This is a genomic window from Pseudomonas sp. R38(2017), from assembly GCF_002112395.1.
In the GTDB taxonomy this organism is placed as follows: domain Bacteria; phylum Pseudomonadota; class Gammaproteobacteria; order Pseudomonadales; family Pseudomonadaceae; genus Aquipseudomonas.
This window is the reverse complement of the sequence record NZ_NEHN01000003.1, coordinates 517,408-529,881: the sequence shown is the minus strand read 5'-3', so window position 1 is coordinate 529,881 and position 12,474 is coordinate 517,408. Positions and strand designations below refer to the sequence as shown.

Genomic DNA, 12,474 nt, shown 5'->3' with positions numbered 1-12,474 from the left:
GCACCTCAAATAAGTTTCAATCGACCGGGGTACGCAACGTTTCTGGGACGGGTCATCCCCCAGAAGCCACTCGATAGAGGCTCCGCAACTGCGGCAGTGCTGTAGTAGACCAGCCCCCCGAACGTTGTCGGATCAACTCCGATCGTCGAAATGTCGCCGATCCCATGAATGGCCGGAGCGTATCCGTTATCACCGGTTATGTTGGTGCCGCTTTGCCAAGAGCCGGCCACTCGCCCAGTATCGATGTTGCGTTGTTCATCAAGCACCCGGATGAATTCGCCCCGAACCTCCGGCCCGCGGAATGTCTTGATGCCGTCACCACTGCTCCAGCCGCCAGCACGACTGGCTTCTGCACGCAGCATTCCGGATTGAACGGCGTGATCCCACAACCAGGGCCATTCGGCGCGCAGGAATTCCCGACCGTTCAAGGCGCCATAACCGCCGGGGTTCAAGGTGGTCGAGCTTTCGAACACAATCCGCCCCAAAGGCGTCGCATCGAAGCGCCCAACCGGCCACCAGTTACCCGAACCATCACTGCGCAGATGCCACCAGTCACCCGCGCCCACCAGCACCAGAAACGGATAACCGCTGGCGGACAAATGCGTGTGAAACCTTATGCGGTCGTTACCGGCGGCCTGAACCACCAATCGGTTGGCACTGTTGTCGGTACGACGGACGATCACATCCCGTACTCCCGCCAGCGTACTCACTGCCGGCAAGGTAATGGTGGTATCAGCCGTATTGGCGCTGATCAGCACGAGCCCAAGCTCATCGGCGATCAACGCTTTCGAGGCAGACACCTCCGTCACCCGCGAGGTCATGGGACTGGCCAGGCTAAGAAGCTTCTTGAAAGCCGAGAGCAACTGATCGTTGATGCCTTCGGCCGGCGTCATGCCGGCCGCTTTGATCACCCCCAGCAACTCTTCGGTGACACTGTTGCCCCACACCGCCGGAATCAGCGAGCCCGGCGTTCCCGCCACCGGGTTTTCATCGACGAAGCGGCCATCGACCAGGCCTATGCTGGGGACACTTTTTGGATAGTCCACTGTTTGTATCCTTGAGTTAGAAACTGATAGTCCGGCGACGGGACTTTGGATTGCGCGCTCCCCAAAAAAAACGCCTGCGGAGGGCAGGCGTCAGATATGAGGTGAACTCATGATTGTTCCTGGCCTGCATTGCTCATCAAGACAGTCGTGCAAGCCACTTCGGTGGCTGAGGGCGCGCCGAGTCGTCCAGGGTTGGGCTGCTGGCAGGAAGATCGCGCAGGGCCTGGCGATAAGCCTGCAGTTTCGAGAATTGCTTGCTGCTCAGCGAGGGTTGCGCCCCGACATCCAGTTCGTCGCGATGACGGGTCACCAGCCAGTCAGTGCCCGTGAGTTCTTTCGTGCGCCATTGACGCTGTGCCTCGGCTTGCACGTCCGATGCGGCATCCACCTGTGGCGGCGCGCTGAAACGCTCGTTGTCGTACAGCCAGCCTGTGGAAACCGGGAGGCTGACCGGCACCGCAATGCCGCAATCGACATCGCCCGTCACCAGCGCCGTCACCTCTCCATTTTCGATAATGGCCTTCATCCTCAAACCTCCCATCTGACGCGAGCGTTTATCCGGCCCGAAGTGGTCAGGTTCTGTGACCACGCAGTGATCGCCACACGCGCCGTGTAACGATCAGTGAAGCCTCCCTCAGGCATGATCTGGACACCGCCGAAGTTGACCCCGATTTCCTCACTGATCACGCCATAGTCAGTTTTGACGTTGTCATCAAAATCGCTGATCCCAGCCATGTACGCACGAGGTTTGCGTGCCCAGTTCAAGGCAACTGAGTAGTTGCCATTGGCACCGGACCAGACACCGATCGCCTCCAACCGGGCCTTGTTCGCCAGCAGCGTGAGCTTGGGTAAAGTCCCGGCACCGGCGGTCACCACTCTGGCCACCAACATGTCGATGCAGGTGGAGTCGAAACCACCGCCACTGCTGCCGGTTCCCGCTTTCATCGCCGCAGGGATCACATCGGTATCGAGGCCTTTTTGCATGTAACAGACCAGCGCGCCGTTGCGTACCTGCATCCGCAGAAAATAGGTGCTGTTGATATCCAGCACGGGCGAAGCCCACGCGGAGGTGAGCAACCCGCGCGGCCGGGCTGTCATGCCGGCGCTGACTTCCTCGCAGAGGCTGACCAGCACACCGCCCGGCACCGACACGGTGCCGCCAGCGGAAGCGCTCGCGGCACTGACCGCAATACGTCCGTCGGCCGTGGCCACGGTTGGAAACGCCAGCGCGGCGAACGGCAGCGCATCCTGTGACAGAACACTCTTGAGCGACTTGAGCAGTTGGTCCGACTCACTTTCCGAGGGCACCAGCCCCGCCGCGCGGATCACGTTCAGCAATTCCTCGGTCACGCCGTTTCCCCAGGTTGCGGGAATCAGCGAACCCGGCGTTCCGGTCAACGGGTTTTCATCGACAAAACGTCCGTCCACCAGCCCGGAGCTGGGCACACTTCTCGGGTAATCCATCCCGTCACTCCTTCCTAGTCATAGTTGATATGCACCTTGGTATGCGCCGGCGCCGCCCGATGAATCAGGCACTCGAGCGCCGAGCCCGGATTCACGCCGAAGCGCTCGCCCCAGTAACTCGCGCCGAAACGCCGGCCGAGCAGCAAGCGGCCGCCGGTGTTCAGCGTCCACATGAACTGCGCTTCCCAGGTGCCCCAATGCGCCGCACCGAAGCGCGAGCGGCCCATGCGCGGGGCTTCGAGTTCGGTGATGGTGGCGTTGGGGTAACCCTGGCTTTTGGCGATTTCCAGGTAGTAGCCGACGGCCTGGCTGCCGACCGCGAGCAAGCGGCGGCGCACGGCGAGGCGACGGTCATCGAACAGCGGTGTGGCGCCGAGGCACGGGTCGGGCAGGTTCATCACCTGTTCCCAGTCCGGCACCAGTTCGCTGACGCCGGCCGGGTCCATCTCGTTGAGCAGGTCGGCGGCGCGGGCGTCGAGGCGCGCCAGTTCGACGGCGACGCCCTGCAGCACTTCATCAAGTTCCGGCACCCGCTCCGGGTCCCACGCCGGGCCGCTGGGCAGCAGTGCGCGAAGCTGCGCCTGATATTGCGCGGCGGTTCTTATGCCCCCCATACGCAACCTCCGAAGGTGAGCAGTTCGCTTTGACCGGCAGGCACGTCAGCGGTCGGCGCGGTCAAGGTGTGATCGTACTCACCGCCGGCGCTGCTGATGGCTTCGCGGATATGGCTGATCAGCAACGGCACACCCAAATCGGCTTCACGGTTGTGCAGGTCGCGCAGCTGCGCTTCAACGGCGGCGCGCACGGCAGTGGTGTCCGGGTTGACGCTCTTGAAGCGGTACACCACCGGCACTTGAATCGGTCGCTGCACATGCACTTCCGCCGTCACCGGTCGCAGCGGTTCGATGTAGTTCTGGACTTCCGCCAGTTGCTCGTCGTTGGGCACCGGTTGCGGATCTTCATCACGCATGATGAACACCGTCACAGTGCCCGGCCCGAGCAGACCGCCCCGGCACCAGGCGCGAGTAACACCCGGCACTTCCAGCGCCCAGGTTTCATAGTCGCTGGCTGAACCGCCATGGGGGATGACGCGATAGGAACGAATCACCCGCGAACGCAGCGACTCCAGACTCTCCCGCGCCACGCCGCCGCTCAGGCCCGGCGCCAGCACCACGAAACTGTTGCCGACCACGCCGGCAACCGGTTGCACCGGGGTCAGCGCCAGTCCGGCGTCGGCGTTGCCGAGGCTGCCGGCCTCCAGCGCCGCGATGGTGGTGGTGTTACTGCCATTGACGGTGGTGCGCGCGGTGGTGACTTTGTAGGTACGGCCATCGCTCGATTGCAGCAGCGTATCGACGTCCAGAACCGCGCCCGCAGTGGCAGTAAAACTGACGCTACCGGTGGCGACTTGCGCCGGTTTGCGCGGCTGGTTCAGGCGCAGTGCGGCGATGCGTTCCAGAGTCGATTCGTCGGCGGTGTCGGGCAGGATCTGCTCGGCAATCCAGTCAAGGTAGCCATACAGACCGTAAGCGGCACCACCGACGGTGCGGGCCAGGACTTGCGCATCGGACTGGCGCAGCGAATCGCCGGCCAGGTCGCTTTGGGTGCGCTTGATCAGCACCGGCAGCGAAGGGGTTTCAAACGGCATAGATCACCTGCCAACTGTTATCGGGGTTGATGTCCAGGCGTTCGCCGTCGGCCAGGGTCAGGACCGTACGCAGGTTCAGGCGCTGGGCGTCGAGGCGTTCGCTGATGATGTCGATGGCGCTGCAGTGGCCGTCATCGATCAGCCATTGCAGCGCTTCGCGGGCGTAGAACTCGGCGTCCATCTGGGTCTGCCGGGTCAGCTTGACCCGGCGCAGCAGCCACAGCCGCGAGCCGATGCGGTCATCGGCCACGGTTGGAAAGGTGTCGCCCCACCAGCCGTAACGCTCCTCGTCGTCGAGGGCATCGTCGTCGGCCGCACGGCGCCAGGTGAACAGGCTGATCAGCACCGCACGGGTCAGCGCGGCGTGAAGGTTCTGACTGAAGAGCATCACTGACCTCCCGCCGGCACACCGGTCTGGCCGCTGCCGCCCTGCACGCCGCCATGTACGTGCTTGATCTGGCTGACGCCAGCGGCCACCTGATCACCTTGGGAAACGATCTTGCCGGTCTGGTTGATCAGCGGTGTGTCGAAGTTCACGGCGGTGCTGGCGCGAATGTTGAGGGTGGAGGTTTCGATGTCGATGATCCGCCCGCGCTTGAAGTGAATCTTGTCGCCTTCGTCGGTGTAGATCGCCACTTCGCCGGCCGCCAGCGATTGCAGGCGATAACGGCGGTCAGCGACCACCAGCGCGATGGCGTGGGAACGGTCGCCGCCGAGGAACGTGACGACACCCTCGGCGCCGGCCAGCGGATGGCTGGTGAAACCGTAGGGTTCGAAGTGCTCCATGTCGTCGTTCACTTCACCGGCGGTGAGGCGCATTTGCAGCGATTGCAACTTGGAGGCCGAACTGGCGAGCACGACAGTGCCGCGCGCCAGCAGGCGTGTCAGTAGGCTCATAGGGTTTTCCTTGGAGGACGGTGTCGGGCTCAGGTCTTTTTCGGGGGCGTCGGGTTCGCGTCGAAGGTATGCGGCGGCGCCACTTGCAGGGTGGTCACCGAACCTTGCGCCGACAGCGAATACGTCACCTTGGAAATCAGCATGTCTTCATCGAAGCCAAGCACCGGATCCTTGACCCGCACCAAAGTGTTGTGACGCCACAGATCACCGTTGGACTGACGCCAGCCCTGTACCTGATAGGTAGTGGTCAGCGCACGGCCCATGCGCGTCGCGCTCTCCCATTGGGCCCGTTGCTGGGCCAGTTCGAACGTCAGTTGCGAGCCTTCGTTGATGATCGTGGTACGTCGGCGTTTGAAGCTCAGGTCGGCCGCCGTCGATTCCACTTCGCTGGACGCCGCCCCGCTTTTCTTGTCGTTGCCCTTCTGCTGGCCGATCACCCGGTATTCGGAAAACACCTGGCTGAAATCCATCGGCGCATTGGCCGAGAGAATGTTCTTGCCCAGCTCCAGTGCATCGCTGGCGCGGCCGCCACTGCCGGGTCTGGCGAGTACCAGCCGGCCTTCGGCGTCATCGGTGGAAAACACCCGGTACAGGGAGAGCAAACGGTCGATCGACTGAAACGCCGTTTCACCCGGCACGATCGTGTGTTTGCTCAGGCGTGCAGTCTCGGGAATTTCATTGACCACCATCAACGCGTACTCCATGGCCAGAGCCTGGACGATGTTCAACAGTGACTGATCCTGCCATTGGCCAGGGTTGTTTCGCGCCGCACAATCCACCAGATCCTGAGTCTTGGAGCTGCCCTCGATGCTCAGGCTGATCTGCCGCCCGTCATAGCTGATCGGGGCCTTGAACACATAACCGGTGAGCACCAGATCCTTGCCGATCCGCACTTCGCACGGGTCTCCGGCCTTGATCCGCTGATCCACCGTCTGCCCCGGCCATTGCCAGGTGATGTCGAGTTTGAAGGTGCGGAACTGGCGCTCCAGGTCCGCGGTGATCTGCACGCTTTTCCAGCCGCCGTATTCCATGTCGCCGACGGTCAGCGTCACGCGGTTGTCAGTCTCGCTCATGGCTCACTCCCCGGAGACTTTCACTTCGTTGGGTGAATACCCCGGATGAGACAGACCGTTGCGCTGAATGACCTCGGTCACCCGAGTGGCATCGCCAAACTGCTTGTAGGCCACGACCACTGCCGGGAAAGTTTCCTGGAAGGTTTTGCTGACCAGGCGCACACCGGACGAAGCCACTGCCTTGAGGTGCGCGATCAGCGCTTCCTTCACATCGGCGATGGCCTGGTAGTGCGCGGGGTCGGCCTTGTCCTGGGCCTGGGAAAGCGCTTCGGTCAACTCTTTTTGCAGTGCCTGCAGATCATCGGTGACCGGCACTTCCTGACGGGTGATCGGTTGCTTCGATTGCTGGTCCAGCGAAGGTGTCGAGTTCAATTTCACCGGCTTCGACGCTACTGGCATCGAGGCAACCCATTGCGCCACTTTGACGATCAGCGTGTCCTGCACCAGGTTGGCCATCGCTTGCGCGGCGGCGTTGGTGTCCTTGCCCGTGGTGATTTTCGGTGCGTCGGCTTTGCGGATGGCTTCGAGTTGTTGGGACACGTCGGCAATCACGCCACGGTAGCCCTCCTTCGCGAACTCCTTCAGCTCTTTGATATCGCCGAGCAAGCCCTTGAACTCCGCTGCCACTTCCTTGGGCAGTTCCTTGACGGCCCTGACCAGTTCGGTGATCTGCTTGTATTGCGCGATCAGCGGTTTGAGCTGTTCCTTGATCACGTCGTAGACGCCGGTGAGGCTGTTGCGCAGATTGGTGATACCGATCCGTGCCGCCTTGATCAGGGTCATCGCCTGTTCGAAGCGTGCCACCGCCGAGCCGAGCAAACCGTCGGCCTTGATCAGCAGGACTTTTTGCGTGCTGACCGTCGCCGTCGGAAACGGCAGCGGCCGGTCCGGGTAGAACTTCAGGGTGAAGGTCACCATCCCGCCGTCCTGGCGGGTGTGGGTCATGTCGCACTCGCCGACCTTGACCTGCAAGCGGCCCAGCCACGGGTGCACCAGTTCGCCGCTGCCCTGCTCCAGGGCCTGGAGCAGCTTGTCGCGCTGCTCCAGGCAATCGGCACCGATGATGAACGCCGTCAGGTCGTGAGTCTTGGCCTGCTGGCCGAGATCCTCGAAAAACGGCAGGTCCCGTTGCGGATACTCATGCAACTGCCCCTTGCGACCGACCGGGGTTTTCGCCTGGTCGATCCAGAAGCCGACACCGCGAAAGGATGCCGGCAACAAACGGTCACGCCAGTTCATTCGAACCTCCTGCCGATAGCGAGCGATAGCCGATGCGCGAACTGAGCGCCAGCCCCGGTTGATTGGTTTGCGGTTGATCGGTGCGCAGCCCCGCCGGTGCATTTTCGAAGCGAACCGTCAGGCCACCTTCGAGTTGCGTGCGGTTGTTGGCGGCGCTTTGCTGGATCAGGGCGCTGGAGGATTGCGGCAACGGACTGGCCATTGCTGACGAACCGGAAGCGGCCGCCGGGGATTGCCCGGTGATCGTCGCCACAACGCCGGAAAAATTGCCATTGAGCAATTCCCGGATCGGTGCGACGACACTTTGCAGTTTTGCCCACAGTTCGCTGAACCAGCCGAGGATCGGCTCCCAGGCTTGCTTGATCGACTCCATCGGCGATTGACTGAACAATGTGCCGAAGGCGTTCGCGACCGCTAGTGCATCCGTGGTCAACGATGCCCACAAACCGGAAAAGTAACCCTTCAAACCATCCCACTGCGCCATCGCCGATTCCATCGGCGAGAAGTTGAACAGGTTCTGGAACTCGCTTTTCAGCATCAACGCACTCGCCCGCAACACATCCCAGAGCGCGGAAAAGACCTCACCCAGCGGGTGCCAGTTACTTTGAATCAGCGCAAACGGCGACCATGAAAACGTTGATTTCAGTTGCTCCCACCCGGCTGAAGCGGTGGCTTTCATGTTGTCCAGCACACCGGTGAACATCCCCAGAGCCGAACCCCACACGCTGGAAAATCTCTCCGCCAGCGAGCCATCGAATGTTGCCTTGAGCGTGGCCCAACCGGTGGTCGCGCTGGTGGCTGCACGGTTCCAGAATCCGCTGAACACCGTTTGCGTGGAATCCCAGACTTCGCCCAGTTTCGCCTTGGGCGATGTGTACAGATTGGTCTTCAGTGCTTCCATGCCAGTCGCAGCTTTGGCCGCCGCACTGTCCCAGAATTCGCTGAACACCGTTTGAGTCGCACCCCAGACCTCGGCCAGTTTCGCCTTCGGCGAGGTGTACAGATTGGCCTTCAGTGCTTCCAGACCGGCGACGCTTCCGGCGACTGCGTCGTTCCAGTAATCCTTGATGACCACGCCAGCGGAATCCCACAGCTCGCCCATCTTCGCCCCGAAGGCATCCAGGCGTGCGGATGCGCCCTCTGCAAGACGACTGGCACCGGCAACGGCGTCAGCCTTCATTTCTTCCCACTTCTGTTTGGCCGAGGCTCGCATCGAGTCGAATTTCAGCCGCGCGTCCGTTGCCATCTCGTCCCAGCCTTTCTGAACCTTGTCGATACCGCGATGGGTTGCATCGCTGACCGACTGCCAGGTCTCGCTGAAGAATCCGCTGATGGACGCCCAGTTGTCGGTAATCAGTCGCGCGCCAATCACGATCAGCGCTACCGCCGCCGCAATGGCCGCCGCAATCAGGCCAATCGGTGACGTCAGGATCCCCAGAACCGCGACGAGCCCCATCGCACCGACTGTCACGACCGTGAACGCCACCGCCGCTGCCGCCAGTCCCTCGACGAGGTACGGGTTATTCGCAACGAACTGACCAACCGAAGTGATCACTGGCGTCAGCGCCGTGACGATGCCGTTGACGGCCGGCAACAGCGCCTGACCGATATTCAGCGAAATCTTGTCCAGCGCCTCGTTGAATTTCTCGAGGTTGGCCGAGGTCTCGCCGTGGACAACCTTGGGGACTTTCAGCCCCTTGTTCGCCCGGGCTTTTTTCGCCAGCGCATCCTGCGCCTCGATGGCTTTCTTGATGCCGTCCTGGAACGGCTTGAGCAGGCCACCTTCGGAGATGAATCCGGCGACATCCAGCGGCTCGAGACCGCTTTCTTCCATGCTTTTCTTGAATGCTGCGACCTTGCCGCGCAGCCCCTTCATCTCGGCCTCCATTTTCTCGGCGCCCTTGAGCACCACGAGCATGTTGACCGTGACGGGGAAGTTCTGCGGGATCAGGCTCAATTGTGTATTAGCCATCACTGCACCTGCTGCATCGCATTGATCCGTTGCGCGTGCTCCAGCGATTCGCGAAGCACATCCAGTGGCCTGGCCATCATCTGTTCGGGGTCAACCTTCCAGAACCAGGCCAGGTCATAGGCGACCGAAATCAGGTCGGTGATGGCTCCGACGCCGCACTCATGAAAAAACTCGCAACGGCCCAGCTCAGCGCGTTGAGGTCAGCCAGGTCCAGCTGGTTGACCGACGACGGCGGTATGCCGGCGCACACGGCGATGTACTTGGCCGCCACGTCCATGTCGAGGCTGACCTCTTCGCTTTTGTCGATCTTGTACGGCAGCGCCTTGATCGCTCGCACCTCCTGCACCGTCGGACGGCGCAGGACGAGTTCGGTCAGGGGCTCGCCGTGAGCTTCGATCGCAACTTGAAGCTTCACGGCGCCGCTCATTGCCAGGTCCCCTTGATGCCTTCGAATTTCAGTTCGATGGTGGCGTCATCACCCTTGGAGACTGGTTCTTCGACCAGGTAGGCACCGGCCAGTACGTAGACTTTGCCGTTGCTGAATTCGCAGGTGACGGTGATGTCGGTGCCTTCGATCAGCTTCTTCAGCGGGAAGTCGGCGGTGTGCAGCGCGGTCACCTTGAACGACGGCGCGATGTCGGTTTCCTTGTAGAAACCCGGTACGACGGTTTCGCGTTTGACCGCCATCAGCGGGGCTTCGCAGCCGCCATTGATAGTCAGTTGTGCACCGTCGACCTTGACGTAGCAGGTGCCTGCAATCAGTTGACCCATGGTGTTACTCCCTTCAAATAAAAAGCCCACGCAAGGTGGGCTGAAATCACAGTGTCAAACGGGCCGATCAGGCGACGTCGTCGTACTGCAGACGGAACTGGTTGAGCAGTGCGAACACGCGCAGACCGTTGATGTAATCAGGCGGGAACAGCACGTTCACGCGGCTCGGGTCCTGCACGTCGCGCTCGACGATCAGGTGCTCGGCGAACAGCTCGGCGTTTTCCACGTGGCCTTCCAGTTCGAGCTTGGCATATTGGGCGATCAGCTCACCGCGAATGGTCGCCGGGGTGACGATCGGCTGGCCGGCACCGAAACGGGTGCCGTCGGAAGCCAGTTTGTGGCGACCGTATTTGCTGGTGATCACGCTTTGCAGACGACGCACGATGAACGCCGACTGGTGCATGGTTTCGCTGTCCAGGTACGAGTTGTCAGCCTGGCCGTAGGCGTTCTTCTGGTAGGTGGTGATCGAGCGCTGGATGCGCACGTAACCGCCTTCGTAGTACGCGGTGGCGATGCCGTAGTTGAGCAGCGATTGACGCTCGGTCAGGGTGAAGCGCTCGCTGGCCGGAGCCGGATCCACGCCTGGCAGGCTGCCGCTCTGGGTCGGACGGCTGGCGTCAGCGGAGATGAACACCGCAGTGCGTGCAGCCAGTGCCGCAGCTTGTACCCACACCGGTTGCGGAACACCCGGCTCCAGCGCCTGAATGGTCATGTGCTGGTCGTTGCGCGCCTGACCGGCGGCCACCAGAGTGCCGACGGTGCCGCGCTTGGCACTGTAGACGTGACCGAACAGTTGCTTGGCCCACGACCAGCGACCGGTGCTGTCGTCCATCACCGCTTGCCAGGTATTGAGGGTGGCCAGGTCGGACCACGGCAGCGCGATGAATTCGAACGGTTCGTCGCCCAGTGCGGCAACGGCCGCCACTTGATCCGGCACACCGACGCCACCGGTCATGGCGGTGATGGCGGTGGTCAGGCCGGCCGGGGTTTCTTCGCCGTTGCTCTTGCCCAGGCGATTGAATTGCAGGCTGATGTCGTTGCCGCTCTCGCCGGTCCATTTGGCGTTCAGGGTGACGACGCCTTCAGCGGCTGCAGCACTCACCGGCAGATCGGCGGTGGCGTTGATTTTCTGTGCCAGGGCGGTGGCCGCCTGGGCAGCGGTGGCACCGTTGACCACGGTGGCCTGCACGCGGACGCCGCCGACATACAGGTTGAGCACGCCAGCCTGAGTCGCGGTGCCGGTCAGGGTCACTACACCTTTGGCGATGGCGCCAGTGGCGTTGTGCAGTGGCAGGCACCAGATCTCACCGATCGGGTCGGCCTTGCGGAAGGTCTCGTACATGGCAGCCAGCATCGAGCCTTGGCCGCCAATGCTCTTGGCCAGCGCTACACTGGAAACCAGCACCAGTTTGCCGACTTCGCTCGGGGCGATGTTGTCGTTGACCTGCGCCACGATCAGGCGGCGCATGGACGACGACGCGCTATTGGCGGCCGAGTTGTCCATTTCGGCATAGAACAGCGGTACACGAATGTCCGCAGGAATGTTGCTGAATCCGATCGCCATTATTTGGCTCCCTTTTGTTTGGCTGTTGCGGTTTTGAGGGTGATATCGCCGTCGGCCAGACGCCGACGCCACCAGGCGCTGTCCAGCACTTCACGGCCTTCCAGTGGCAGCAGGTCGCCGGCTTCCGGGTCCGGCACGGCACGGCCGGTGGCCGGCACTACGGTGATGCGGTTGCTCATGGGGTTACGTCTCCAGAGAAAGTCATTTCCACGCGCCCGTCAGGGCCGGGGTGTTTCAGGTTGGGGTCGGCCGGATCGATCGCATCGACCCGCACGGTGACCCCGGTAAAGGACGACAAACCGTCCAGTTCGCGTTCGTGCCAACTCTCCGCAGGCTGACTTGGCAGATTGCGGCCCAGCTGGAACTCGGCAAAAAAACGCAGCCGGTAGAAAGCGCGGCTGCTGTCGATCGAGACCGTTTCGCCGCCGTCATAAACGATGGCGCTGTAGTCCGAACCGGGCTTGAAACCCACCAGCGCCCGCCACAGTTCGGCGCGCAGGTCGTGCAACAGATCCAGCGCTTTTGTGGCGTCCGTGGCGTCGAGCACCAGGATGATTTCGAAGCGGTCGCGGATCGGCTGGCTGGCGGAGTTCTGTGCGGTGCTGGCGCTGGCCAGGTCGGCCAGGGGTAAAACATGAGCCGACGGGGTCGGCAAATTCGGGTTGCCTTGCAGCAGCGCCAGGTCGACACCTGTCGCGATATGGCCGGCAAGGCTTGGGCATTGCGCACGCAGCTGCGTGAGGATCGGGGAGATCTTCATGGGGAGCGTTCCAGGTTTTGTGAGTGACCACAGAGGTGTG

The 12,474-nt window shown here is 62.1% G+C and carries 15 protein-coding genes; all 15 read right to left on the bottom strand.

The window, feature by feature from the left end; genetic code table 11:
- Positions 1-5 precede the first annotated feature (5 nt).
- Complete coding sequence (locus CAF87_RS09245; RefSeq protein ID WP_085729855.1) at positions 6-1,046, bottom strand: phage tail protein; 1,041 nt, start codon at positions 1,044-1,046, stop codon at positions 6-8.
- A gap of 136 nt (positions 1,047-1,182) precedes the next feature.
- Positions 1,183-1,572, bottom strand: a complete 390-nt coding sequence (locus CAF87_RS09240) for a phage tail assembly chaperone (RefSeq protein WP_085729854.1) — start codon at positions 1,570-1,572, stop codon at positions 1,183-1,185.
- 2 nt (positions 1,573-1,574) lie between these two features.
- The gene (locus CAF87_RS29245; protein WP_085729853.1) at positions 1,575-2,510 is read right to left on the bottom strand and encodes a hypothetical protein; all 936 of its coding nucleotides are present in this window, start codon (positions 2,508-2,510) and stop codon (positions 1,575-1,577) included.
- 14 nt (positions 2,511-2,524) lie between these two features.
- The gene (locus CAF87_RS09230; RefSeq protein WP_085712884.1) at positions 2,525-3,124 is read right to left on the bottom strand and encodes a YmfQ family protein; all 600 of its coding nucleotides are present in this window, start codon (positions 3,122-3,124) and stop codon (positions 2,525-2,527) included.
- On the bottom strand, positions 3,112-4,158 hold the full coding sequence (locus tag CAF87_RS09225) for a baseplate J/gp47 family protein (RefSeq protein WP_085729852.1): 1,047 nt from the start codon (positions 4,156-4,158) through the stop codon (positions 3,112-3,114). Before CAF87_RS09225 ends, CAF87_RS09230 begins: the two co-directional genes overlap by 13 nt.
- Positions 4,148-4,546, bottom strand: a complete 399-nt coding sequence (locus CAF87_RS09220; RefSeq protein ID WP_085729851.1) for a phage GP46 family protein — start codon at positions 4,544-4,546, stop codon at positions 4,148-4,150. The genes CAF87_RS09225 and CAF87_RS09220 overlap by 11 nt, the downstream gene beginning before the upstream one ends.
- Positions 4,546-5,055 (bottom strand): phage baseplate assembly protein V, encoded by a 510-nt coding sequence (locus CAF87_RS09215; RefSeq protein ID WP_085729850.1) that lies wholly within the window; start codon positions 5,053-5,055, stop codon positions 4,546-4,548. Before CAF87_RS09215 ends, CAF87_RS09220 begins: the two co-directional genes overlap by 1 nt.
- A 29-nt stretch (positions 5,056-5,084) precedes the next feature.
- Entirely contained in the window at positions 5,085-6,128 is a 1,044-nt protein-coding gene (locus CAF87_RS09210; protein ID WP_085729849.1) for a phage baseplate assembly protein, read from the bottom strand.
- 3 nt (positions 6,129-6,131) lie between these two features.
- The gene (locus CAF87_RS09205) at positions 6,132-7,367 is read right to left on the bottom strand and encodes a DNA circularization protein (RefSeq protein WP_085729848.1); all 1,236 of its coding nucleotides are present in this window, start codon (positions 7,365-7,367) and stop codon (positions 6,132-6,134) included.
- Complete coding sequence (locus CAF87_RS09200; protein WP_085729847.1) at positions 7,354-9,339, bottom strand: hypothetical protein; 1,986 nt, start codon at positions 9,337-9,339, stop codon at positions 7,354-7,356. The genes CAF87_RS09205 and CAF87_RS09200 overlap by 14 nt, the downstream gene beginning before the upstream one ends.
- A 130-nt stretch (positions 9,340-9,469) precedes the next feature.
- On the bottom strand, positions 9,470-9,766 hold the full coding sequence (locus CAF87_RS09195) for a phage tail assembly protein (RefSeq protein ID WP_003222226.1): 297 nt from the start codon (positions 9,764-9,766) through the stop codon (positions 9,470-9,472).
- Positions 9,763-10,110, bottom strand: coding sequence for a phage tail tube protein (locus tag CAF87_RS09190; protein ID WP_007908779.1), 348 nt, complete (start codon positions 10,108-10,110; stop codon positions 9,763-9,765). Before CAF87_RS09190 ends, CAF87_RS09195 begins: the two co-directional genes overlap by 4 nt.
- Before the next feature lie 67 nt (positions 10,111-10,177).
- Complete coding sequence (locus CAF87_RS09185) at positions 10,178-11,674, bottom strand: phage tail sheath subtilisin-like domain-containing protein (protein WP_085729846.1); 1,497 nt, start codon at positions 11,672-11,674, stop codon at positions 10,178-10,180.
- The gene (locus CAF87_RS09180; RefSeq protein ID WP_085729845.1) at positions 11,674-11,853 is read right to left on the bottom strand and encodes a DUF2635 domain-containing protein; all 180 of its coding nucleotides are present in this window, start codon (positions 11,851-11,853) and stop codon (positions 11,674-11,676) included. The genes CAF87_RS09185 and CAF87_RS09180 overlap by 1 nt, the downstream gene beginning before the upstream one ends.
- Entirely contained in the window at positions 11,850-12,434 is a 585-nt protein-coding gene (locus CAF87_RS09175; RefSeq protein WP_085729844.1) for a hypothetical protein, read from the bottom strand. The genes CAF87_RS09180 and CAF87_RS09175 overlap by 4 nt, the downstream gene beginning before the upstream one ends.
- Positions 12,435-12,474: the final 40 nt, after the last annotated feature.